Below are 23,384 nucleotides of genomic sequence, written 5' to 3'. Positions count from 1 at the left end.
TGAAGTAAGAATCGTATCAATTGCACATCAATAATTTTCTCGTTATAATATAGTCAAAGTTAGTCAAAGTCAGTTTGCGAGAAGAGGTGAGAAGGTGAAAAATATATCTGACATTATTGAAGGGTATTTGAAGTCCATTATAGAAGAAGAGAGTAAGGGACAAATTGAAATAAAAAGAAGTGAAATCGCTGAAAAGTTTCAGTGTGTCCCATCTCAGATAAATTATGTGATAAATACTCGATTTACCCAAGACCGCGGATACTTAGTGGAAAGTAAACGTGGTGGCGGTGGATATATTCGAATCCTCCGTGTTCGGGCGCATACGAAAGCTGATTTGATTGAGCATATAATACAAGGTCTAGAAAATGGTGCATCTGAATCGGTAACAGAAGATATTGTCTTCCGACTAATCGACGAAGAAGTTGTTTCTAATCGAGAAGCAAAACTCATATTAGCCGCCCTTAATCGAACAACGCTTGCTATTCCACTGCCAGCAAGAGATGAGTTGCGAGCGCGTATACTATGTGCAATGTTATTAACATTAAAATATGAAAAAAAGTGAAGATGAACGGGGTGTTGAAAAGTGATTTGTGAAAATTGTAAGCAAAGACCAGCAAAAGTAACGGTTACGCAAGTGCATAACGGTGAACACTTTGAACGACATTATTGTGAGGTCTGTGCAAATAGTCTCCACCCGTTTTATGTGGAATATAAACATGATCCATTATCTCTCCATCAACTTTTAACAAACTGGTTCAATCATACAGATCAGCAACCAATGCAGCATATACAGAAAAAAACTCCATTAGAATGCGAAGTGTGTGGTTGGTCTATTCAACGATTTTTAGATGAAGGAAAGTTTGGTTGTGCATCTTGTTACAATAGTTTTCGAGGACAACTGCCTACCGTGTTTAAACGTTTACATAATGGAAACGTGGCACATGTAGGGAAAGCGCCAGGTGCATTCGGTGAAAAAATAGCATTGAAAAAACGCATTGAAGCAATAAGATTGCAAATGAAAGATGCGATTGAAACTGAAAAGTTCGAAGAAGCTGCATTGCTTAGGGATGAGGCAAGAGAACTAGAAGATCAACTTGCCGCTGGAGGTGAAGAAAAGCATGTCGATTGAACGCTTTTTAGATAATTCGATTTCAAGTTGGATGGCAGGAGATGGAGAGCATTCAGATATTGTCATGAGTACAAGAATTCGACTCGCAAGAAACTTAAATGGATATCGATTTCCTCTTGCATTTACAGAAGACGAAGCGCATAAAATTGACCAATCCGTTTCGGCTACATTACTAGATGCGAATGAGGATCTACAGATGCACTTTTCCTCCATTCAAATAAAGGACTTGTCTGAATTGAGTCGCCAAGTGCTTGTAGAAAAGCATTTAATCAGTCCTAAACTAGCAAACTCTCCGATGACTGGTTCCGCTCTAATATCCGATGATGAGGCTGTCAGCATAATGGTCAATGAAGAAGACCATATTCGTATTCAATGCTTATTTCCGGGTCTACAAATTCAAGAAGCATATAAGCAGGCCGATGCGATTGACCGAGTTTTAGAAAAAGAGGTATCTTATGCGTTTGATGAGCAATTTGGTTATTTAACAAGCTGTCCTACTAACACAGGTACTGGTTTACGTGCATCCGTCATGATGCATTTACCGGCTTTAACGATAACGAAACAAATGAACCGAATCGTAACGATTATCTCCAGGTTAGGAATGGTTGTAAGGGGGATTTACGGGGAAGGTAGTGAAGCGCTCGGAAATGTGTACCAAGTATCCAATCAAACAACGCTTGGTAAATCAGAGGAAGACATAATTGCCGATCTTCAAAGCATTACCGAACAGATTATTCAAAAAGAAAGAGAAGCAAGGAATGCACTTTTAAAGCATTCAGCCAATACACTAGAGGATCGGTTATATCGTTCTTTAGGAACATTGTCATACGCACGTATTATGACTACGGAAGAGGCAGCTAAGTGTCTGTCCGATGTGCGTTTAGGGATAGATATGGGACTTATCAAAGACGTAGATGTGACTATTTTGAATGAATGTATGGTCTTTATGCAACCAGGGTTTTTACAACAGTATGCCGGAACCACTTTGAATACTTCTGAGCGAGATATATTTCGAGCAAAGTTGTTAAGAGAAAGGTTGCAACAGGGAGAAAAAACGAAAACAAAAGGAGAGAACTCGTATGATGTTTAATCGATTCACACAAAGATCACAAAAAGTTTTACAATTAGCGCAAGAGGAAGCAATTCGCTTAAAGCACGAATCTATCGGCACAGAACATATATTGCTTGGTTTAATCCGTGAAGGTAGTGGTATAGCTGCAAAAGCACTAGAAGCGATTGAAGTTGATACAAAAGTTATTGAAGTAGGAATTGAAGAGCTAGTAGGAACGGGAGCAGAGGAAGTTGGACCAATAGTCAACTATACACCACGTGCGAAAAAAGTAATTGAGCTTTCCGTAGACGAGTCCCGCAAACTGGGACACTCCTATATAGGTACGGAGCATTTATTGTTAGCATTGATCCGTGAAGGAGAAGGTGTAGCGGCAAGAGTTTTAAATAATGCAGGTGTTAGTTTAAATAAAGCTCGTCAACAAGTACTTCAATTATTAGGTAGCAATGACCAATCCCATGGAAATGCAAATAATAGTGCTGCTCCAGCGAGCACTCCTACGCTCGATGGATTGGCACGTGATTTAACCCAAATTGCTAGAGAAGGTACACTAGATCCAGTAGTTGGACGTAGTAAAGAAATTACACGTGTCATTGAAATACTTGCGCGCCGGACTAAAAATAACCCTGTATTAATAGGTGAACCTGGCGTTGGTAAAACAGCAATTGCAGAAGGTCTTGCACAGCAAATAATTCAAAACGAAGTACCAGAAATTTTGCGTGATAAACGAGTAATGACGCTTGATATGGGGACAGTAGTTGCTGGTACTAAATATCGTGGTGAATTTGAAGATCGATTGAAAAAAGTAATGGATGAAATTCGCCAAGCTGGAAACGTTATTTTATTCATCGATGAGCTTCATACCTTAATCGGAGCAGGTGGAGCGGAAGGTGCAATTGACGCATCGAACATTTTAAAACCAGCACTTGCACGTGGAGAAATTCAATGTATCGGTGCGACAACATTAGATGAATATCGAAAATATATTGAGAAAGACGCGGCATTAGAGCGTCGTTTCCAACCAATTCAAGTGGATGAACCATCAGTCACTGAAGCAATTCAAATTATATACGGATTACGTGATCGTTATGAGGCGCACCACCGCGTGAAAATTACAGACGAAGCTGTAGAAGCGGCGGTTAAAATGTCAGACCGTTATATTTCCGATCGTTTTTTACCGGATAAAGCAATCGATTTAATCGATGAGGCAGGTTCAAAAGTAAGACTGCGTTCTTACACAACACCTCCTAATTTAAAAGAATTAGAGGCAAAGCTAGATGCAATTCGTTCGGAGAAAAACGCTTCCGTTCAAAGTCAAGAATTTGAAAAAGCCGCATCTTTCCGCGACAAAGAACAAAAGCTTAAAGACGAGCTAGAAAAAATGAAGAATGACTGGAAAGAGAAACAAGGAAAAGAAGAGTCAGAAGTAACAGTAGAAGATATTGCGGCAGTTGTTTCCATGTGGACGGGAGTACCAGTATCTAAACTAGCACAAACAGAATCTGAAAAGTTATTAAAACTAGAAGATAAGCTACATGAACGAGTAATCGGTCAAGCGGAAGCTGTAGATGCAATATCTCGAGCAATTCGCCGAGCTCGTGCAGGGTTAAAAGATCCTAAACGTCCAATTGGTTCCTTTATTTTCCTTGGACCTACTGGTGTCGGTAAAACAGAACTTGCTCGTGCGCTAGCAGAAGTAATGTTTGGCGATGAAGATGCTATGATACGAGTAGATATGTCTGAGTATATGGAAAAACATTCAACTTCACGTCTTGTAGGATCTCCTCCAGGTTATGTTGGGTTTGAAGATGGCGGACAGTTAACAGAAAAAGTACGTCGTAAACCTTATTCTGTTATCTTATTAGATGAAATTGAGAAAGCACATCCAGATGTGTTTAATATTCTCCTTCAAGTTTTAGAGGATGGTCGTCTAACGGATTCTAAAGGACGTACAGTTGACTTCCGCAATACGGTTGTTATTATGACGTCTAACGTAGGAGCAGATGCACTTAGATACAATAAACATGTTGGATTCAACCTACAAGAAGGCGGAAAAACGGATTATAAAGACATGAAGGGTAAAATGCTAGAAGAATTGAAAAAAGCGTTCCGACCTGAATTCTTAAACCGTTTAGATGAAATGATCGTGTTCCACTCACTTGAAAGAGAACATTTAAAACAAATTGTTTCACTTATGACAGAGCAATTAGCTAAACGTTTGAAAGAACAAGGTATCGATTTAGAGCTAACAGAGGCAGCTCAAGAAAAGATTACAACAGAAGGATACGATCCAGCATACGGTGCACGTCCGTTGCGTAGAGCACTACAAAAACATGTAGAAGATCGACTTTCTGAAGAGTTATTAAAAGGGGAAGTATTAGCAGGTCAACATGTCGTTTTTGATGTAGAAAATGATGAATTTGTTGTTCGTACAAAAGCTGCGGTAGCAGCGGAAAACTAATACGGCGGGCATTCCGAACCTAATGGACGGAGTGCCCTTTTTTTACCCAGCATTAATCTAGCTCCAGCGCATAGCTCATCGAAAAAATGAGCATGACTGACCGGGGGAGACATAGGCGCTTGAGCTTTTTACATAGGAGGTACCATGGCGAAGAAAAAAACGAAATTTATGTGTAACTCTTGCGGATATGAGTCTGCTAAATGGATGGGGAGATGTCCAGGGTGCGGTGACTGGAACACGATGGTGGAAGAAGTAGAAATCGTATCGAAAGGTCCAAAGCGCACTTTTCAACATTCGACAGGCGTAACGCAAAAAGCAACTCCCATAATTGCAGTGGAAACCGTAGAGGAACCGCGAGTAGCAACAGACTTTGGTGAATTAAATCGCGTGCTAGGTGGAGGAATAGTACCGGGTTCTCTTGTGTTAATAGGTGGAGATCCGGGTATTGGAAAGTCGACGCTTCTTTTACAGGTTTCAGCATTACTTGCGAATAAAGGAGAGCGTGTTTTATATATTTCTGGTGAAGAATCTATCCGCCAAACAAAGCTTCGTGCAGAACGTTTAGGGGTTACCTCAGCGGAACTGTATATCTATTCGGAAACGAATTTAGAATTGATAAATGAAACAATCGATAGTGTTGAACCGAAATTTGTTATCGTAGATTCTATTCAAACAGTGCATCATCCGGAAGTAACAAGTGCTCCGGGGAGTGTATCTCAAGTACGGGAATGTACAGCTGAACTAATGCGTATTGCTAAGACGAAAAACGTTGCTGTCTTTTTAGTGGGGCATGTAACGAAAGAAGGGCAAATTGCAGGTCCCCGTATACTAGAACATATGGTAGATACCGTCTTATACTTTGAAGGAGAACGCCATCATACGTATAGAATTTTAAGATCTCAAAAAAATCGATTCGGTTCCACAAATGAAATTGCCATTTTCGAAATGGTGCAGCAAGGATTAAAAGAAGTGTTAAATCCTTCTGAGTTATTTTTACAAGAACGTTCTCATGGTGCAGCAGGATCGGCAATTGTTGCTTCGATGGAAGGGACAAGACCAATTTTAGTAGAAATACAAGCGCTTGTTACGCAATCCAGTTTTAATTATCCTAAACGAATGGCAACGGGAATCGATCAAAATCGCGTGTCGTTACTCATGGCAGTGTTAGAAAAACGTATGGGATTATTACTTCAGACACAAGATGCATATATAAAAGTTGCGGGTGGAGTGAAGCTAGATGAACCTGCGATCGATTTAGCCGTCCTAGTAAGTATCGTATCCAGTTTTCGCGATACAGGTGTAACTCCTACCGATTGTTTTATAGGAGAAGTTGGGCTAACAGGAGAAGTACGAAGAGTCTCTAGAATAGAACAACGCGTGCAGGAAGCGGCAAAGTTAGGGTTCAAACGAGCGATAGTTCCGGCATCTAATATTGGTGGATGGGATTATCCAAAAGGAATTCAAGTTATAGGTATAGAATCTGTAAATGAAGCAATGAAAGAAGCTTTTTCTTAACGAAATGCTTTGTTGTATTACTGTAGATTTTAACTCTCGAAGCGAACTTGATCTGAATGTAGGGATGGCGGCGACTCCAGTGGGAAAAACGGGAAAGTCGAGACCTCGCAGGAAGCGTCCGCCTGTAACGGAAATCAACAGTAAAGTTTAACTAAGCCTAAGGAAAAGCATAAAAGACATACTTCTTGTGGTCTTAATAGACGTATGAAGACCACAAGAAGTATAATTAATAATTAATGGAGGTGGCATTTTGTTGAAATGGATTATACAAATCGCATTTGTTTTAATTGGTGGTACATTGGGTTTAATATTATTACCGCATTTATACGAATTCATTAATTTATCTAATAACCCTTGGATCCACAATCCTTACGTATCTGTTCTAATTGGAGCAGTTTTACTTTACGTTGTAGCCTTGTTTTTAACAGATTACTTAATAAACTTTATAAAGTGGATGGAAGAGCGACTGTTAAGAGCACCGATTGGAGATTTACTTTTTGGTACACTAGGATTAGTTATTGGATTAATCGTCGCATTTTTACTTGGATCGGCTATTAATAATATTGCCATTCCGGGCATTGACTCTGTTGTACCGGTACTATTATCAATTGTACTTGGATACTTAGGGTTCCAGGTAGGGTTTAAGAAACGTGATGAATTGCTTCAAGTTTTTACTTCTAGCAAGCAACAAACGGGTAAAAAGAAAGTAGTAGATGATGAAGCAGCGCAAGGTTTAGGTTTGGGTACGTATAAGCTGTTGGATACGAGTGTTATAATCGATGGTCGTATTACGGATATTTCAGAAACAGGATTTATGGAAGGAGTATTGGTTGTCCCACAGTTTGTTCTAACGGAACTGCAACATATTGCCGATTCTTCTGACACGCTTAAGAGAACGAGAGGTCGTCGTGGCTTAGATGTGTTGAAAAAATTACAAAATGAGCGTGCTTCCGCTGTTTTAATAGTGGAAGAAGACTTTGAGGATGTACAAGAAGTAGATTTAAAACTTGTTCGTCTAGCGAAGAAGATGAATGGTATAGTCGTAACAAATGATTTTAACTTAAACAAAGTATGTGATCTTCATCAAGTTCGAGTTCTGAATATTAATGATCTAGCAAACGCAGTAAAACCTGTCGTTATTCCAGGAGAAATAATGCATGTTGTGGTTATTAAAGATGGAAAAGAACATAATCAAGGTGTTGCTTACTTAGATGATGGTACGATGATTGTTGTAGAAGGTGGAAAAGCATACATCGGTCAGGCGATAAATGTGGAAGTAACAAGTGTATTGCAAACTTCCGCAGGTCGCATGATTTTCGCGAAACCACAAGAGTCTAAATAATGGAGAGGGGTTGTTTCCTATTTCTTAGTAGGAAAACACCCTTTTTTCTATGTAGTGTAGGAGAGAATGCTAATGGTGTACACGGTATTATTACCTGCCGCTGGAAGTGGAAAACGAATGGGAGCAGGTCAAAATAAACTTTTTTTAGAACTAAGAAAGATTCCAATTTTAATACATACTTTACGCGCTTTTGAACAAGATCCGAAGTGTTATCAAATTGTATTAGCAGTGAAAAAAGAAGAACAAGCTTTTATAGAGGAGTTGCTAGCAAAACATCGTATTACAAAAGTTGCTGCCATTACCGAAGGGGGAGGGGAACGTCAACATAGTGTATATGCTTGCTTGAAGGCTTCTCCTTCGAAGGGTATTTTACTTGTGCACGATGCAGCGAGACCCTTCATTAGACAAGAGGTTACCCACCGGTTAGTACAATCTGCAGAAGAATTTGGAGCAGCAGTAGCTGCGGTTCGTGCAAAGGACACGATGAAAAAAGTAGAAAATGGTATAATCCAAGAAACAGTCGATCGAGAAAGTCTATGGATTATTCAAACACCGCAAGCGTTCAAATACGATGTGCTAGAAAAAGCCGAAAGATTAGCGGATGAAGAAGGGTTTTTAGGAACAGATGAAGCAATGCTGGTGGAACGACTAGGAGAGCAGGTTCATATTGTGGAAAGTACATATGATAATGTGAAAATGACAACACAAGAGGATCTACTTTTTGGAGAAGTGATTTTAACTAAACGAGAGCAGGAGGAACAATAGAATGATGCGAATTGGCCAAGGATTTGATGTACATGAGTTTGCGGATAATCGTCCGTTAATAATAGGGGGGGTAACGATTCCTTACGAGAGAGGGCTTATCGGGCATTCTGATGCAGACGTACTACTTCACACAGTCACGGACGCAGCACTTGGAGCAATTGGAGAAGGGGATATCGGAAGACATTTCCCAGACACAGATCCTGATTTTAAAGATGCTGATTCCGCAAAACTACTGGAACACATATGGAAAATAGTAGATGCAAGAGGATATAAATTAGGGAATATTGATTGCACCATTATTGCACAAAAACCAAAAATGGCACCTCATATTGAAATGATTCGTGCACGTGTTGCAGAACTTCTACAGGCGGATGTTAGTCAAGTAAATGTAAAAGCAACAACAACAGAAAAATTAGGTTTTACAGGTCGTGAAGAAGGAATTGCTTCGATGGCAACTATATTACTAGTAAAGAAAGACTAACTTTCAAAAACAGGTAAGCAGTGGTAAAATGTAAAAAGTTTATATGAACGAAAACTAGGAGGATACACAATGACACAAGAAGTTCGCGTACGCTACGCACCAAGTCCAACTGGACATTTGCATATTGGAGGGGCACGTACAGCATTATTCAACTATTTATATGCACGTCATCATAACGGGAAGTTTATCGTTCGTATTGAAGATACAGATATTGAACGTAATATTGAAGGCGGCGAATTATCGCAGCTTGAAAATTTAAAGTGGTTAGGTATCGATTACGATGAGTCTGTTGATATTGGAGGGCCTTATGCACCATATCGCCAAATGGAGCGTCTAGATATCTATACTTCGCATGCAAAAGAAATGTTAGAAAAAGGACATGCCTATAAATGTTTCTGTTCTTCAGAGGAATTAGAAGCAGAACGTGAAATCCAAAAAGAAAAAGGTATTGCAGCTCCTATGTACAATGGTAAATGCCGTCATTTATCAGCAGAAGAAGTACAAGCAAAAGAAGCAGCTGGACTTCCACACACCATTCGTATGCTTGTTCCCGAAAATGTGACCTATACATTTGAGGATTTAGTGCGTGGATCGGTGACTTTTGAGTCAAAAGACGTTGGTGATTGGGTTCTTGTTAAAGCCAATGGTATCCCAACGTATAACTACGCTGTCGTATTAGACGATCATTTTATGAAAATTTCCCATGTGTTCCGCGGGGAAGAGCATCTATCTAATACACCAAAACAATTGATGGTATTCGATGCATTTGGATGGGAATATCCAAAGTACGGTCATATGACATTAATCATTAATGAAAACCGTAAAAAACTTTCAAAACGTGACGAATCGATTATTCAATTCGTTACACAATATAAAGATCTTGGTTACTTGCCAGAAGCAATGTTTAACTTCTTTGCATTATTAGGCTGGTCTCCAGAAGGGGAAGAAGAAATCTTCTCCAAAGAAGAGCTTATTAAAATATTTGATGTAAACCGCCTATCTAAATCTCCATCTATGTTTGATAAACAAAAACTAACATGGATGAACAATCAATACATCAAGCGGTTGCCATTAGAAAAAGTAATTGAACTTGCACTACCACACTTACAAATAGCGGAGCTTCTTCCGGTTGAATTGTCAGAAGAACAACGTGTGTGGGCAAATAACTTAATCGCACTTTACCATGACCAAATGAGTTATGGAGCAGAAATCGTAGAAATATCATCATTATTCTTTAACGATGAACTTGCATATAATGAAGAAGCAACAGAAGTGTTAGCGGGAGAGCAAGTACCAGAAGTAATGGCTGCATTTAAAGTGCAATTAGAGAACTTAGAAACTTTTAGTGCAACAGAGATTAAAGCCGGGATCAAAGCAGTACAAAAAGAAACAGGACATAAAGGTAAAAATTTATTTATGCCGATTCGTGTAGTAACGACTGGTCAAACACATGGCCCTGAATTAGCAGATGCCATCAGCTTAATCGGAAAAGAAAAAGTAATCGAACGAGTTGCTAAATACGCAAAACAATAAGATTGACTTTCCGCTTCTAAGGTGTGAAAATGAGGATACAAATGCGAGAACGGAAAAAATAGAAAGCGAAGAAGAGGAGAAGTAAGTAACGCATGTTCTTTAGAGAGGACCATCACCGGCTGAAAATGGTCTGAACGAGTGAGTTACCGAAATGCACCTCAGAGCGCCATGCCGAACATATAGTAGGCTGGACGTATCATCTGCGTTAAAGATGTCGAGTGGGAAAGAGATAGATGTTTTTCCAATCAGAGTGGAACCGCGCTTATTTGCGTCTCTGTCTATATATTATAGGCAGGGACGTTTTTTATTTGCCAAAAAAGAGGGAGGAAACGAGATGTTGAAACGTATGAAAGAAGATATAGCTGTTGTTTTTGAACAAGATCCCGCAGCGACAAGCAAACTGGAAGTAATTTTAACATACGCAGGATTACACGCGATTTGGAGTCATCGAATAGCGCATGCTTTATATAAAAAGCACTTTTTTTTCCTTGCACGAGCAATCTCTCAAATAAGTCGCTTTTTCACTGGTATCGAGATTCATCCTGGAGCAACAATCGGTAGACGCTTTTTCATAGACCACGGCTCAGGTGTTGTCATTGGAGAGACTTGTGAAATTGGGAATGATTGCACAATTTATCAAGGGGTTACATTAGGTGGAACGGGAAAAGAAAAAGGGAAGAGACATCCTACACTTGCGGATAATGTACTTATTGCAACAGGAGCAAAAGTATTAGGATCCATAACAATTGGGGAAAATAGTAAAGTAGGTGCGGGGTCGGTTGTACTAAAAGACGTGCCGATGAACTCTACAGTTGTTGGTATACCTGGGGTTGTCGTTATTCAAGATGGAGTGAAAGTGAAACGAAACTTAGATCATCAAGATTTACCGGATCCATTCGCTGATCGATGCAAGAAGATGGAAGATGAAATTGCTGCACTTCAAGAGGAAGTTAGGCGACTCGCAAATGAAAGGGAGAAACATTTATTATGACAATTCAAATTTTTAATACATTAAAGCGTGAAAAAGAACCATTTGTGCCGATGGAAGAAGGAAAAGTAAAAATGTACGTTTGTGGTCCAACTGTCTACAATTACATTCATATTGGAAATGCTCGTCCTGTTATTGTGTACGATACAGTTAGAAAGTATTTGCAATACCGAGGATACGATGTGATGTTTGTATCGAACTTTACAGATGTAGATGACAAAATTATTAAAGCGGCAAATGAGCTAGGAGAAGACGTCTCAGAGTTAACTGCTCGTTTTATTAAAGCGTATTTTGCTGATGTCGAAGCACTTGGTTGCAGTAGAGCCGATTCACATCCTCGTGTGACAGATCATATGGACGAAATTATAGATTTTATTCAAGTATTAGAAGAAAAAGGCTATGCATACGAATCACAAGGCGATGTGTATTACCGCACAAGAAAGTTTGATGGTTATGGTAAACTATCCCATCAATCGGTAGATGATTTAAAAGTTGGGGCACGTATTGAAACTGGAGAAAAGAAAGAAGACGCATTAGACTTTGCTCTATGGAAAGCGGCGAAACCCGGCGAAATTTTCTGGGAAAGTCCTTGGGGGCAGGGGCGTCCTGGCTGGCATATCGAATGTTCCGTTATGGCGCGAGAAATACTAGGAGATACGATTGACATTCACGCGGGGGGGCAAGATTTAACTTTCCCTCACCATGAGAATGAAATTGCTCAATCGGAAGCTAGAACAGGTAAAACATTTGCGCGATATTGGATGCATAATGGATATATTAATATTGATAACGAAAAAATGTCTAAATCGCTTGGCAACTTTGTATTAGTGAATGACATTCGTCAGCAAATTGACCCACAAGTATTGCGTCTATTCATGCTAAGTGTACATTACCGCCATCCGATCAACTATTCAGTCGAACTAGTAGAGCAAGCAGAAGCTGGTCTTGATCGTATCCGTACGGCATATGCAAACGTGTTGCACCGGTTGAATGTCACGGCTGATTTAGGGGATCATCACGATATTTGGTTGCATAAGATCGCAGAAGTACAAACACAATTTGAAACAGCAATGGATGATGATTTTAATACTGCGAATGGTATTGCGGCAATCTTTGAATTATCTAAGCTTGCTAATACGTATTTGTTAGAAAAACAAACAGCCGAAAAAGTGTTGAAACAGTTCATAGTCGTTTTTGATAAATTAACTGCAGTATTAGGTTTAACACTGCAACAAGAAAATGAAGTGCTGGATGAAGAAATTGATGCATTAATTGAAGAACGTAACGAAGCGAGAAAAGATCGTAATTTCGCTCGAGCAGATGAAATAAGAGATCAATTAAAAGAGATGAATATAATTTTGGAAGATACTGCGCAAGGTATCCGATGGAAACGAGGATAAACTTGTGGAAAACTTTAAATTATCCGATGTGAAACAACTTAATGCTTTAGCCTTAGCGTATATGGGAGATGCTGTATTCGAACAAGTAGTTCGAAAGCATCTCATCTATTCTGGGCGTGTGAAGCCTAATACTTTGCATAAAGAAGCGACAAATTATGTATCCGCTAAAGCACAAGCAACAATTGTGCGAGAAATGCTAAATACCGGGTTTCTAACAGAAGAAGAGGAAGCTGTACTTCGAAGAGGTCGTAATGCGAAGTCTGGTACAATTCCCAAAAATACAGATGTCCAAACATATCATTATAGTTCGGCGTTTGAAGCAGTTGTAGGTAGCCTATACTTAAGTGAGCAAGAAGAGCGTCTACAAGAAGTACTACAATTTTCCATTGATTTTATAGATGGACAAAAAGGGGAGAAAAAGTAAATGACGGAGCAAACAGAGCAAACGGGAGAAATTATTGCAGGAAAAAATCCTGTAGTGGAAGCATTGCGCTCGGGTAGAGATATGAACAAGGTCTGGCTTGCAGAAGGAATCCAAAAAAGTGGGGTTTCTGAAATCATGCAATTAGCAAAAGAGGCTGGAATCATTGTTCAATTTGTACCGAAAAAGAAATTGGACGGTTTAACTGATGCGAATCACCAAGGGATTGTCGCTTCTGTTGCAGCTTACCGATATGCGGAATTAGACGATTTGTTTGCATTAGCAACAAGTAAACAAGAGGATCCACTTTTTATCATATTAGATGAAATAGAGGATCCACATAATCTTGGTTCGATTATGCGAACAGCTGATGCGGTAGGTGCCCACGGTATTATCATTCCGAAAAGACGCGCTGTTGGACTTACGGCAGTCGTTGCAAAAGCATCTACAGGGGCAATTGAACATATCCCGGTATACCGCGCAGGGAATCTATCTCAAACGGTAGATGAGTTGAAAGAACGTGGTGTGTGGATTGCTGGAACAGATGCTCAAAAATCAACAGACTATCGTAATATGGATGCCACAATCCCTCTTGCACTTATTATCGGTAGCGAAGGTAAAGGGATGAGTCGTTTGTTGAAAGAAAAATGCGATTTTCTTTATCATTTGCCAATGGTCGGTCATGTAACTAGCTTGAATGCGTCAGTAGCTGCGTCTATACTTTTATACGAAGTGTTACGCGTCCGAAATCCGCTTCAAGGATAAAAGCATGCAAATTCTACTTGTCGATGGTTATAATATCATCGGCGCATGGAGCGAGCTAAGGAAATTAAAAAATGATAAATTACTAGACGCTAGAGACCGATTGATCGAGCTAATGGCAGAATATAAGGCGTTTACTGGTATTCGAGTGATTGTTGTTTTTGATGCACATCTAGTGCCGGGTATTGAACACAAAAAGAAAGAATACGACGTGGAAATAATTTATACGAGGAAAAATGAAACAGCAGATGAGCGTATAGAAAAACTCACTTTAGAACTAAGTGGCAGAAGGGTACAAATTTACGTAGCCACTTCTGACATGACAGAACAGAGAGTGATATTTGGACAAGGAGCACTAAGAAAATCGGCAAGGGAATTTGAAATTGAAATGATGGCAATTTCTTCGAAAATTACGAAAAAAATGAAGCATATACAAGGAAATAAACCGACTTCTACTATTCCCTTAACAGAAGAAGTTGCAGAAATTTTCGAAAAATGGCGAAGAGGAATGAAATGATTCATTGACGCTATAAAATTTCATCCTGTATACTTGTGGTAACTATTAGTAATTTGGCTGAGGTGACTTCATTGGAAAAGGCAGAACAGAATCTACAACAATTGGATAGTTTACTAGATGAGGAACTTGTAGAGCTAGTTCATCAAGGAAACACCGAAGCGCTAGATTTTTTAATAACGAAGTATCGTTCGTTCGTTCGAATGAAAGGGAGATCTTATTTTTTAATTGGTGCCGATAAAGAAGATATTCTCCAAGAAGGAATGATTGGCTTATATAAAGCAATACGTGATTTTAAAGAAGAAAAGCTAGCTTCTTTTAGGGCGTTTGCAGAGTTATGTATAACTAGACAAATTATTACTGCGATTAAAACCGCTACTCGTCAAAAACATATTCCGCTTAATTCTTATGTCTCATTGGACAAGCCTATTTATGATGAAGAATCAGATCGAACGCTAATGGATATGATTGCTGGCTCGGTCGTAGATGATCCAGAGGAGTTAATTATTAATCGAGAAGATTATGATTACATGGAAGGAAAGATGGCGGAGATATTAAGTGAGTTAGAGCAACAAGTGCTCGCTCTATATTTGGATGGACAGTCTTACCAAGAAATTTCGGAAGAGTTAAACCGGCATGTAAAGTCAATTGATAATGCCTTGCAACGCGTCAAGAGAAAGCTAGAACGTTACATGGAGATTGACAGTAATTATGTATAAATACTTATGTTTGGTTGACACTGTTTCTGTAAAATGATAATCTTGAAAAAGAATTATACGCGTAAAAAGGTGATAAATTGACAAAGAAAATTGTCTTAAGCTGTGTGCAATGTGGTCATCGGAATTATACAGTTCCGGCGTCGAAAGAGAGTGCTTCAATACGTATAGAGCGAAAAAAACACTGTACGCATTGTAAAGCACATACACTTCATAAACAAACGCTATAAGTTTGAAAGTAAGATAGATTTTCCATGTGGAGGTTTAGCTAGAATGGCTAATGTAGGTGGATTTTTTAAAAATGTAATGTCTGAAATGAGAAAAGTGAGTTGGCCAAAACGCAAAGAACTAACACGCTATACAATAGTTGTTCTTGCTACGGTTGTATTAATGGCTGTGTTTTTTGCTATAGTAGACTTAGGGATTTCAGAACTTTTCCGTTGGTATCTAGAATTATAAAGAGTAGCATGTAAATATTTGAAAATAGCCCGTCTTAGAAAACGAACGGGTTTTTTCATTTGTCTAAAGAAAAGGAGGGAAGGACACTAGGTCCTAAATATTATGGAAAAAAATTGGTATGTTGTTCATACTTACTCTGGGTATGAAAATAAAGTAAAAGCAAATTTAGAAAAGCGTGTAGAAACGATGGGAATGTCAGATAAAATCTTCCGTGTGTATATCCCTGAGCAGGAAGAAACTGATTTTAAAGATGGAAAAAAACGTGTCGTTTTAAGAAAAACTTTCCCGGGATACGTATTTGTAGAACTAATTATGACTGACGATGCTTGGTATGTTGTTCGAAATACACCTGGAGTAACAGGGTTCCTTGGTTCTTCAGGGGGAGGGACAAAACCGACTCCTTTAGCTCCGGAAGAAGTGCAATCTATGTTGAAACAAATGGGTACTGATGATCGTAAAGTAGAAGTTGATTTCTCAATAGGAGAAATGGTAGAAGTTCTAGAAGGACCGTTTGCTCACTTCCAAGGGAAAGTAGAAACAATCGATTTAGAAAAAGCAAAAGTAACAGTTTCAGTAGACATGTTTGGTCGAGAAACAAACATGGAATTAGATTTTGATCAAGTGATTAAAATTTAATTTTGTATAGATACTTGCAGAAGTAACAAATAAATGGTATCATTTCAAAGGTCAGACTGAAAATAGGTCTGTATTAATTTTTATAATGTTATCAGCGCAGAGCTGAGAGACAGATATTTGAGTGGGAGGGGCAACCCAATTACCACATCACGGACTTAAGGAGGTGTGTCTCGTGGCTAAAAAAGTGATTAAAGTTGTTAAATTACAAATTCCTGCTGGTAAAGCAAATCCAGCGCCGCCGGTTGGTCCAGCATTGGGTCAAGCAGGTGTTAACATCATGGGATTCTGTAAGGAGTTCAACGCACGTACTGCAGATCAAGCAGGTCTAATCATTCCGGTTGAAATTTCTGTATTTGAAGATCGTTCATTTACTTTCATTACAAAAACTCCGCCGGCAGCAGTGTTACTTAAAGTAGCAGCAGGTATTCAAACTGGATCAGGTGAACCGAACCGCGTAAAAGTGGCGACAGTGAAACGTGAAAAAGTTCGCGAAATCGCTGAACAAAAAATGCCAGATTTAAATGCAGCATCTGTTGAAGCAGCTATATTGATGGTAGAAGGTACTGCACGCAGCATGGGTATTACGATCGAAGACTAATACTTAGCGTGCATTTTGATATGACGCATTAGTTTTTTTGGGAGGTTGTAGTTGTTCATTAGGATAACTGCAACCTTTACACGTGGGAGGTTTAATTCCGCTAAAACCACTATCAAGGAGGACGTTTTAAATGGCTAACAAAGGTAAAAAGTTACAAGAAGCAGCTAAATTAGTTGATAACAGCACGTTATACTCAGCTAAAGAAGCGATCGAGCTTGCAAAAAAAACGAGCACAGTTAATTTCGATGCGACAGTAGAAGTTGCTTTCCGTTTAGGAATTGACACTCGTAAAAATGATCAACAAATCCGTGGGGCAGTTGTACTTCCAAACGGTACTGGTAAAACACAACGCGTATTAGTATTCGCTAAAGGTGAGAAGCTTAAAGAAGCTGAAGCTGCTGGTGCAGACTACGTAGGTGACGCAGAATATATCACTAAAATCCAACAAGGATGGTTTGACTTCGATGTAATCGTAGCTACTCCTGACATGATGGGTGAAGTTGGTAAAATCGGTCGTGTTCTTGGACCAAAAGGTTTAATGCCAAACCCGAAAACTGGTACTGTTACATTTGACGTAACAAAAGCAATCGAAGAAATTAAAGCGGGTAAAGTTGAATACCGCGCTGATAAAGCTGGGATTATCCACGCTCCTATCGGTAAAGTTTCTTTCGAAGACGATAAATTAGTAGAAAACTTTATGACAGTATTTGAAGTAATTCAAAAAGCTAAACCAGCTGCGTCAAAAGGTATTTACATGAAATCTGTAAATGTTACAACTACTATGGGGCCAGCTATAAAAGTTGACGCTCAATCGATTAAATAATAATTGACAACGTAGAGTTTATCTGTTAAGATGGCTTTTGTTGTGAAATATACATTTGTACCGAAGACAGTAGGAGTGACTTGTCACTTAATATCCTACCGAGGACAAGCAAATTCAGATTCTTATTAGATGATGACTTTCTGCCTCTGTGTCTATCCGTAGATCAGAGGCTTTTCTTATGTCGGTATAAATGGCCAATTCTTATAGGAGGTGCCAAAAATGAGCAAAGCAATTGAAACAAAAAAAGTGCATGTTCAAGACATTGCAGAAAAGTTTAAAGCTGCTGCTTCTGTAGTAGTAGTTGATTACCGTGGTTTAAATGTTGCGCAAGTAACAGAATTACGTAAACAACTTCGTGAAGCTGGTGTGGAATTCAAAGTTTATAAAAACTCACTTACACGCCGTGCTGCTGAAGTAGTTGGAGTTGACGGGATTAATGAACATCTTGTTGGTCCAAACGCAGTTGCGTTTTCTAACGAAGACGTAATTGCACCTGCAAAAATCATTAATGATTTTGCTAAAAAGAACGAACAGCTTGAGATCAAAGCTGGTATCATCGAGGGAACTGTAGCATCTGCTGAAGATGTGAAAGCACTAGCAGAACTTCCATCACGCGACGGACTTCTTTCTATGCTTCTTTCAGTACTTCAAGCTCCAGTGCGCAATTTCGCACTTGCAACAAAAGCTGTTGCAGAACAAAAAGAAGAACAAGGCGCATAATTCATTACGCGGCTTAACAAAAAAACGGCGAATAGCCTAAAAAATTATCCAATCATAGGAGGAAATTATAATGAACAACGAGCAAATCTTAGAAGCTATCAAAACAATGACAGTTCTTGAATTAAACGACTTAGTAAAAGCAATTGAAGAAGAATTCGGTGTAACAGCTGCTGCTCCAGTAGCGGTTGCTGCAGGTGGCGGAGCTGCTGCTGAAGAAGAAAAAACTGAGTTTGACGTAATCCTTGCATCTGCTGGAGATCAAAAAATCAAAGTAATCAAAGTGGTTCGTGAAATCACTGGTCTTGGATTAAAAGAAGCTAAAGAATTAGTTGACAACGCTCCTAAAGCAATTAAAGAAGGCGTTTCTAAAGATGAAGCAGAAGCTTTCAAAACTCAACTTGAAGAAGTTGGCGCAGGCGTAGAAGTTAAGTAATTTTTGTACACTCCGAAGAAAAAAGCTCGTCAGTAATCGACGGGCTTTTCTTCGTATGTATTATGGAGGGTTATTCGGTGTCTGATCATTATTATTCTAGAAAACCTCAAACGGAAAGTAAACCACGACATTGGAATTTTACATTGCTCGGTCATAATTTTCGATTTGAAACAGATGCTGGTGTATTTAGTAAGAGCGAAGTAGATTTTGGCTCCCGTGTATTAATCGATGCTTTTGAAGTGCCTGATCATGAAGGAGACTTTTTAGATGTAGGGTGCGGATATGGACCGATAGGTCTTTCTATTGCAAAAGCAAATGAAGAAAGAACAGTTCATTTAGTAGATGTAAACACACGTGCAATCCAACTTGCAGAAAAAAATGCTGCTGCTAACGGGATACAAAATGTACGAATCTATGAAAGTGATGGGTTGTCAGCAGTTACTACTGCAAACTTTGCGGCTATTATAACTAATCCACCGATTCGCGCTGGAAAAGAAACTATTTTTCGTTTTTACAAAGAGTCCTATGAGAAGTTGGTTTCAAAGGGAGAATTGTGGATTGTGATTCAAAAGAAACAAGGGGCACCATCTACTTTTAGTTATTTAGAAGAGATTTTTGGTCAAGTAGAAGTTGTGGAGAAAGCAAAAGGCTATTGGATTATAAAAGCTACAAAAGATTGACTTGACAAAATCGCTATGATATTATAATAAAATGCAAAAATATTATTTTGAGGACGTGTGCCCTTTTGAATAAAACTTATAAAAATGGGTATACTGGCCGAGAAAAAGTTTGGTTAATCGAAAAATGAGCTCTTATAGAACTCGTTTTATTTTTGTCTTATCGATATCATACACCAAAATGTGTATATCGAAAAGACCTATTATCGCTTTATTGAGGGGTGAATGAGTTGACAGGTCAACTAGTTCAGTACGGACAACACCGCCAGCGCAGAAGCTTTGCGCGTATTAGTGAGGTGCTTGAACTTCCGAATCTAATCGAAATTCAAACAGCATCTTACGAATGGTTCCTTGAAGAAGGTTTACGTGAAATGTTTAAAGATATTTCACCAATCGAGGACTTTACAGGCAATCTATCACTTGAATTTGTCGACTATAGTTTGAATGAACCGAAATATTCCGTCGACGAATCGAAAGAACGTGACACAACATATGCGGCACCACTGCGCGTAAAAGTGCGTCTCCACAACAAAGAAACGGACGAAGTGAAAGAACAAGATGTCTTCATGGGTGATTTCCCACTTATGACAGAAACAGGTACTTTCGTAATTAATGGTGCTGAGCGCGTTATCGTATCTCAGTTAGTCCGTTCACCAAGTGTTTACTTCCATGACAAAACAGACAAAAACGGTAAAAAAGGCTTTGGGGCAACAGTAATCCCAAACCGCGGTGCATGGTTAGAATATGAAATTGATGCAAAAGACGTTGTGTACGTCCGTATCGATCGCACGCGTAAATTACCAGTGACTGTTTTACTTCGCGCATTAGGTTTTGGATCCGATCAAGAAATCATCGATTTAATCGGTGACAACGAATATTTACGTAACACACTCGAAAAAGATAATACAGAAACGTCTGAAAAAGCGTTACTTGAAATCTATGAGCGTTTACGCCCTGGTGAACCACCAACAGTAGAAAGTGCAAAGAGCTTATTATATTCTCGCTTCTTTGACCCAAAACGCTATGACTTAGCAAATGTTGGTCGTTACAAAATGAATAAAAAACTGCATATAAAAAATCGTTTATTTAATCAAACGGTAGCAGAAACGTTAGTGGATCCAGAAACGGGTGAGATATTAGTAGAAGCTGGTACACTTATCGATCGTCGAGTACTAGATAAACTGATTCCTCATTTAGAAAATGGAATTGGCTTCAAAACATTATCTCAAGTTGGTGGTGTTTTAGAAGACGACATTACGATCCAATCGATTAAAATATTTGCTCCAAATGATGAAGAGCAAAAAGAAATTAATGTTATTAGTAATGCATATGTAGAGAATGAAATAAAAAATATTACACCAGCTGATATCGTATCTTCTGTTGGTTATTTCTTTAATCTGTTATTTAATGTTGGAAACACAGATGATATTGACCATCTTGGTAACCGACGTTTACGTTCAGTAGGAGAATTATTACAAAATCAATTCCGTATTGGTCTTTCTCGTATGGAACGTGTGGTGCGTGAACGTATGTCTATTAACGACACACAATCCATCGTGCCTCAACAACTTATTAATATTCGACCAGTTATTGCATCTATTAAAGAATTCTTTGGTAGCTCGCAATTATCACAATTCATGGACCAAACAAACCCACTTGCTGAACTTACGCATAAACGTCGTCTGTCAGCGCTTGGACCCGGTGGTTTAACACGTGAACGTGCTGGTTTTGAAGTACGTGACGTTCACTATTCTCACTATGGTCGTATGTGTCCAATCGAAACACCTGAGGGTCCAAACATTGGACTTATTAACTCACTTTCGAGCTTTGCAAAAGTGAATAAATTTGGATTTATCGAAACGCCGTATCGCCGGGTTGACCCAGAGACAGGCTTAGTAACAATGCGCATTGACTATTTAACTGCGGATGAAGAGGATAACTATGTGGTAGCACAAGCAAACTCTCCATTATCAGATGAAGGTGAGTTCTTAAAAGAAGAAGTAGTAGGGCGTTTCCGAGGGGATAACACGGTATTTAGAAAAGAACAAGTGGATTACATGGACGTTTCTCCAAAACAAGTTGTTTCTGCAGCAACGGCATGTATTCCATTCTTAGAAAACGATGACTCGAACCGTGCGTTAATGGGCGCGAACATGCAACGTCAAGCTGTTCCGTTATTAAATCCGGAAGCTCCGTTTGTAGGAACTGGTATGGAGCATGTAAACGCACGTGATTCTGGAGCTGCTGTTATTGCTAAGTATCACGGAATCGTAGAGCATGTGGAAGCGAAAGAAATTCGTGTTCGGCGCATCGAAGAAGTGGATGGAAAAGAAGTTAAAGGTGATTTAACTTCGTATAAAGTCCATAAATTCGAACGATCTAACCACGGAACATCTATAAATCAACGTCCAATTGTTAAAGTGGGAGATCGAGTAAAACCACTTGATATTCTTGCAGATGGACCTTCTATGGAACAAGGAGAGCTTGCTTTAGGGCGTAATGTGCTAGTAGCCTTCATGACATGGGATGGATACAACTACGAGGATGCTGTAATTATGAGTGAGCGTCTTGTGAAAGATGATGTATATACTTCTGTGCATATTGAAGAATACGAATCAGAATCACGTGACACGAAGCTTGGACCAGAAGAAATCACAAGAGATATTCCAAACGTCGGAGAAGATGCACTACGCAACTTAGATGATCGTGGAATTATCCGTGTAGGTGCAGAAGTACGCGACGGTGATATTTTAGTTGGTAAAGTAACGCCTAAAGGAGTTACTGAACTAACTGCAGAAGAACGGTTACTACATGCTATTTTTGGTGAAAAAGCACGTGAAGTTCGTGATACATCTCTACGTGTGCCTCATGGTGCTGGTGGGATTGTATTAGATGTAAAAGTCTTTAATCGTGAAGATGGCGATGAATTATCTCCAGGTGTTAACCAATTAGTTCGTGCTTATATCGTTCAAAAACGTAAAATCTCCGTTGGGGATAAAATGGCCGGACGTCACGGTAACAAAGGGGTTATCTCGCGTATCCTTCCGGAAGAAGACATGCCATTCCTTCCAGACGGCACACCAGTTGATATCATGTTAAATCCACTTGGTGTACCATCTCGTATGAACATTGGGCAAGTATTAGAGCTACACTTAGGTATGGCTTCTAGAATAATTGGGGTTCATATGGCTTCACCAGTATTTGATGGTGCCAACGAAGAAGACGTTTGGACCACAATGGAAGAAGCAGGTCTAAACCGAGATGGTAAAACTACTTTATATGATGGGCGTTCAGGTGAACCATTTGATAACCGCGTTTCTGTTGGGGTTATGTATATGATTAAACTTGCCCACATGGTAGATGATAAGTTACATGCTCGCTCAACTGGACCGTACTCACTCGTTACGCAACAGCCTCTTGGAGGGAAAGCGCAATTTGGTGGGCAACGTTTTGGAGAGATGGAAGTATGGGCACTTGAAGCATACGGTGCGGCTTATACATTACAAGAAATTTTAACTGTAAAATCCGATGACGTTGTAGGACGTGTAAAAACGTACGAAGCAATTGTTAAAGGAGAAAGCGTACCAGAACCTGGTGTTCCAGAATCATTCAAAGTATTGATCAAGGAATTACAAAGTTTAGGTATGGACGTTAAGATGTTATCGATTGACGAAGAAGAAATTGAACTTCGTGACTTAGATGAAGATGACGATATTCCAGCAGCTGACGCACTTGGAATTTTGCCACAAGCAAATGAAGAGGAACCAGTCGGAACTGTGGAATAAGATAAGCGCAAGTGCCTATGTCAACCCCGACAGGCAAATGTTCTTCCCTCATAGAAGTCGCACTTTGACTTCGTGATCGAAGGGTATTTGACCCAGAGGGGCTAGGCGCTAGAGCTAGACAAAAAAAAAAATCGGACAGGTGATACCTGTCCGTATT

At 39.3% G+C, this 23,384-nt stretch carries 24 protein-coding genes and 2 other annotated features; all 24 genes read left to right on the top strand.

What is annotated here, in order from left to right; genetic code table 11:
- Nucleotides 1–94: 94 nt before the first annotated feature.
- The 24 genes from BMZ04_RS17965 to rpoB all read left to right on the top strand — a co-directional run bounded on the left by BMZ04_RS17965 (nucleotide 95) and on the right by rpoB (nucleotide 23,227).
- Nucleotides 95–562 (top strand): CtsR family transcriptional regulator, encoded by a 468-nt coding sequence (locus BMZ04_RS17965; RefSeq protein WP_093274947.1) that lies wholly within the window; start codon nucleotides 95–97, stop codon nucleotides 560–562.
- Between the two features lie 21 nt (nucleotides 563–583).
- Nucleotides 584–1,129, top strand: a complete 546-nt coding sequence (locus tag BMZ04_RS17960) for a UvrB/UvrC motif-containing protein (RefSeq protein ID WP_093274941.1) — start codon at nucleotides 584–586, stop codon at nucleotides 1,127–1,129.
- Nucleotides 1,119–2,219, top strand: a complete 1,101-nt coding sequence (locus tag BMZ04_RS17955) for a protein arginine kinase (RefSeq protein ID WP_093274937.1) — start codon at nucleotides 1,119–1,121, stop codon at nucleotides 2,217–2,219. The genes BMZ04_RS17960 and BMZ04_RS17955 overlap by 11 nt, the downstream gene beginning before the upstream one ends.
- Nucleotides 2,209–4,659, top strand: a complete 2,451-nt coding sequence (locus BMZ04_RS17950) for an ATP-dependent Clp protease ATP-binding subunit (RefSeq protein WP_093274932.1) — start codon at nucleotides 2,209–2,211, stop codon at nucleotides 4,657–4,659. The genes BMZ04_RS17955 and BMZ04_RS17950 overlap by 11 nt, the downstream gene beginning before the upstream one ends.
- Nucleotides 4,660–4,803: 144 nt before the next feature.
- On the top strand, nucleotides 4,804–6,174 hold the full coding sequence (gene radA, locus BMZ04_RS17945; protein WP_093274927.1) for a DNA repair protein RadA: 1,371 nt from the start codon (nucleotides 4,804–4,806) through the stop codon (nucleotides 6,172–6,174).
- A gap of 250 nt (nucleotides 6,175–6,424) precedes the next feature.
- Nucleotides 6,425–7,516, top strand: a complete 1,092-nt coding sequence (locus BMZ04_RS17940) for a PIN/TRAM domain-containing protein (protein WP_093274922.1) — start codon at nucleotides 6,425–6,427, stop codon at nucleotides 7,514–7,516.
- A gap of 72 nt (nucleotides 7,517–7,588) precedes the next feature.
- Nucleotides 7,589–8,281 (top strand): 2-C-methyl-D-erythritol 4-phosphate cytidylyltransferase, encoded by a 693-nt coding sequence (gene ispD, locus BMZ04_RS17935; RefSeq protein ID WP_093274918.1) that lies wholly within the window; start codon nucleotides 7,589–7,591, stop codon nucleotides 8,279–8,281.
- 1 nt (nucleotide 8,282) lies between these two features.
- Complete coding sequence (gene ispF / locus BMZ04_RS17930; protein ID WP_093274914.1) at nucleotides 8,283–8,762, top strand: 2-C-methyl-D-erythritol 2,4-cyclodiphosphate synthase; 480 nt, start codon at nucleotides 8,283–8,285, stop codon at nucleotides 8,760–8,762.
- 69 nt (nucleotides 8,763–8,831) lie between these two features.
- Entirely contained in the window at nucleotides 8,832–10,295 is a 1,464-nt protein-coding gene (gene gltX, locus BMZ04_RS17925; protein WP_093274909.1) for a glutamate--tRNA ligase, read from the top strand.
- A 59-nt stretch (nucleotides 10,296–10,354) separates the two neighbouring features.
- Nucleotides 10,355–10,574 (top strand) — a binding site (T-box leader).
- 55 nt (nucleotides 10,575–10,629) lie between these two features.
- Entirely contained in the window at nucleotides 10,630–11,286 is a 657-nt protein-coding gene (cysE, locus tag BMZ04_RS17920; RefSeq protein ID WP_093274906.1) for a serine O-acetyltransferase, read from the top strand.
- Nucleotides 11,283–12,683, top strand: coding sequence for a cysteine--tRNA ligase (gene cysS, locus BMZ04_RS17915; RefSeq protein WP_093274901.1), 1,401 nt, complete (start codon nucleotides 11,283–11,285; stop codon nucleotides 12,681–12,683). Before cysE ends, cysS begins: the two co-directional genes overlap by 4 nt.
- A gap of 61 nt (nucleotides 12,684–12,744) precedes the next feature.
- Nucleotides 12,745–13,107 (top strand): Mini-ribonuclease 3, encoded by a 363-nt coding sequence (locus tag BMZ04_RS17910; protein ID WP_093275533.1) that lies wholly within the window; start codon nucleotides 12,745–12,747, stop codon nucleotides 13,105–13,107.
- Nucleotides 13,108–13,869 carry a 23S rRNA (guanosine(2251)-2'-O)-methyltransferase RlmB gene (gene rlmB / locus BMZ04_RS17905; RefSeq protein ID WP_093274896.1) on the top strand — a complete coding sequence of 254 codons (762 nt, stop codon included), beginning with the start codon at nucleotides 13,108–13,110 and terminating at the stop codon, nucleotides 13,867–13,869.
- A gap of 4 nt (nucleotides 13,870–13,873) precedes the next feature.
- On the top strand, nucleotides 13,874–14,383 hold the full coding sequence (locus tag BMZ04_RS17900; protein WP_093274891.1) for an NYN domain-containing protein: 510 nt from the start codon (nucleotides 13,874–13,876) through the stop codon (nucleotides 14,381–14,383).
- Between the two features lie 71 nt (nucleotides 14,384–14,454).
- Entirely contained in the window at nucleotides 14,455–15,099 is a 645-nt protein-coding gene (gene sigH, locus BMZ04_RS17895) for an RNA polymerase sporulation sigma factor SigH (RefSeq protein ID WP_093274886.1), read from the top strand.
- 77 nt (nucleotides 15,100–15,176) lie between these two features.
- Nucleotides 15,177–15,326 (top strand): 50S ribosomal protein L33, encoded by a 150-nt coding sequence (gene rpmG, locus BMZ04_RS17890; RefSeq protein WP_093274882.1) that lies wholly within the window; start codon nucleotides 15,177–15,179, stop codon nucleotides 15,324–15,326.
- Between the two features lie 43 nt (nucleotides 15,327–15,369).
- Complete coding sequence (gene secE, locus BMZ04_RS17885) at nucleotides 15,370–15,555, top strand: preprotein translocase subunit SecE (RefSeq protein ID WP_093274877.1); 186 nt, start codon at nucleotides 15,370–15,372, stop codon at nucleotides 15,553–15,555.
- A 102-nt stretch (nucleotides 15,556–15,657) separates the two neighbouring features.
- Nucleotides 15,658–16,191 carry a transcription termination/antitermination protein NusG gene (nusG, locus tag BMZ04_RS17880; RefSeq protein WP_093274873.1) on the top strand — a complete coding sequence of 178 codons (534 nt, stop codon included), beginning with the start codon at nucleotides 15,658–15,660 and terminating at the stop codon, nucleotides 16,189–16,191.
- A gap of 172 nt (nucleotides 16,192–16,363) precedes the next feature.
- Entirely contained in the window at nucleotides 16,364–16,789 is a 426-nt protein-coding gene (rplK, locus tag BMZ04_RS17875) for a 50S ribosomal protein L11 (protein ID WP_143128322.1), read from the top strand.
- A 130-nt stretch (nucleotides 16,790–16,919) separates the two neighbouring features.
- Entirely contained in the window at nucleotides 16,920–17,612 is a 693-nt protein-coding gene (gene rplA, locus BMZ04_RS17870) for a 50S ribosomal protein L1 (RefSeq protein WP_093274864.1), read from the top strand.
- A gap of 42 nt (nucleotides 17,613–17,654) precedes the next feature.
- Nucleotides 17,655–17,798: a sequence feature (ribosomal protein L10 leader region), on the top strand.
- 33 nt (nucleotides 17,799–17,831) lie between these two features.
- On the top strand, nucleotides 17,832–18,332 hold the full coding sequence (rplJ, locus tag BMZ04_RS17865; RefSeq protein WP_093274859.1) for a 50S ribosomal protein L10: 501 nt from the start codon (nucleotides 17,832–17,834) through the stop codon (nucleotides 18,330–18,332).
- A gap of 70 nt (nucleotides 18,333–18,402) precedes the next feature.
- Nucleotides 18,403–18,765 (top strand): 50S ribosomal protein L7/L12, encoded by a 363-nt coding sequence (rplL, locus tag BMZ04_RS17860; protein ID WP_093274856.1) that lies wholly within the window; start codon nucleotides 18,403–18,405, stop codon nucleotides 18,763–18,765.
- A 77-nt stretch (nucleotides 18,766–18,842) separates the two neighbouring features.
- Nucleotides 18,843–19,445, top strand: a complete 603-nt coding sequence (locus BMZ04_RS17855; protein ID WP_093274852.1) for a class I SAM-dependent methyltransferase — start codon at nucleotides 18,843–18,845, stop codon at nucleotides 19,443–19,445.
- Between the two features lie 227 nt (nucleotides 19,446–19,672).
- Entirely contained in the window at nucleotides 19,673–23,227 is a 3,555-nt protein-coding gene (gene rpoB / locus BMZ04_RS17850) for a DNA-directed RNA polymerase subunit beta (protein ID WP_093274848.1), read from the top strand.
- Nucleotides 23,228–23,384 lie beyond the last annotated feature (157 nt).

It is taken from the genome of Psychrobacillus sp. OK032 (assembly GCF_900111345.1).
Lineage (GTDB): Bacteria > Bacillota > Bacilli > Bacillales_A > Planococcaceae > Psychrobacillus.
This window is presented reverse-complemented; position numbering and strand designations above follow the sequence as displayed.

Bases quoted from the DNA above. Each gene is read 5' to 3' on its own strand.
- BMZ04_RS17955 (WP_093274937.1), top strand. From the start codon at position 1,119: ATGTCGATTGAACGCTTTTTAGATAATTCGATTTCAAGTTGGATGGCA.
- BMZ04_RS17950 (WP_093274932.1), top strand. From the start codon at position 2,209: ATGATGTTTAATCGATTCACACAAAGATCACAAAAAGTTTTACAATTA.
- radA (WP_093274927.1), top strand. From the start codon at position 4,804: ATGGCGAAGAAAAAAACGAAATTTATGTGTAACTCTTGCGGATATGAG.
- ispD (WP_093274918.1), top strand. From the start codon at position 7,589: ATGGTGTACACGGTATTATTACCTGCCGCTGGAAGTGGAAAACGAATG.
- ispF (WP_093274914.1), top strand. From the start codon at position 8,283: ATGATGCGAATTGGCCAAGGATTTGATGTACATGAGTTTGCGGATAAT.
- gltX (WP_093274909.1), top strand. From the start codon at position 8,832: ATGACACAAGAAGTTCGCGTACGCTACGCACCAAGTCCAACTGGACAT.
- cysE (WP_093274906.1), top strand. From the start codon at position 10,630: ATGTTGAAACGTATGAAAGAAGATATAGCTGTTGTTTTTGAACAAGAT.
- cysS (WP_093274901.1), top strand. From the start codon at position 11,283: ATGACAATTCAAATTTTTAATACATTAAAGCGTGAAAAAGAACCATTT.
- BMZ04_RS17910 (WP_093275533.1), top strand. From the start codon at position 12,745: ATGGGAGATGCTGTATTCGAACAAGTAGTTCGAAAGCATCTCATCTAT.
- rlmB (WP_093274896.1), top strand. From the start codon at position 13,108: ATGACGGAGCAAACAGAGCAAACGGGAGAAATTATTGCAGGAAAAAAT.
- BMZ04_RS17900 (WP_093274891.1), top strand. From the start codon at position 13,874: ATGCAAATTCTACTTGTCGATGGTTATAATATCATCGGCGCATGGAGC.
- secE (WP_093274877.1), top strand. From the start codon at position 15,370: ATGGCTAATGTAGGTGGATTTTTTAAAAATGTAATGTCTGAAATGAGA.
- nusG (WP_093274873.1), top strand. From the start codon at position 15,658: ATGGAAAAAAATTGGTATGTTGTTCATACTTACTCTGGGTATGAAAAT.
- rplA (WP_093274864.1), top strand. From the start codon at position 16,920: ATGGCTAACAAAGGTAAAAAGTTACAAGAAGCAGCTAAATTAGTTGAT.
- rplJ (WP_093274859.1), top strand. From the start codon at position 17,832: ATGAGCAAAGCAATTGAAACAAAAAAAGTGCATGTTCAAGACATTGCA.
- rplL (WP_093274856.1), top strand. From the start codon at position 18,403: ATGAACAACGAGCAAATCTTAGAAGCTATCAAAACAATGACAGTTCTT.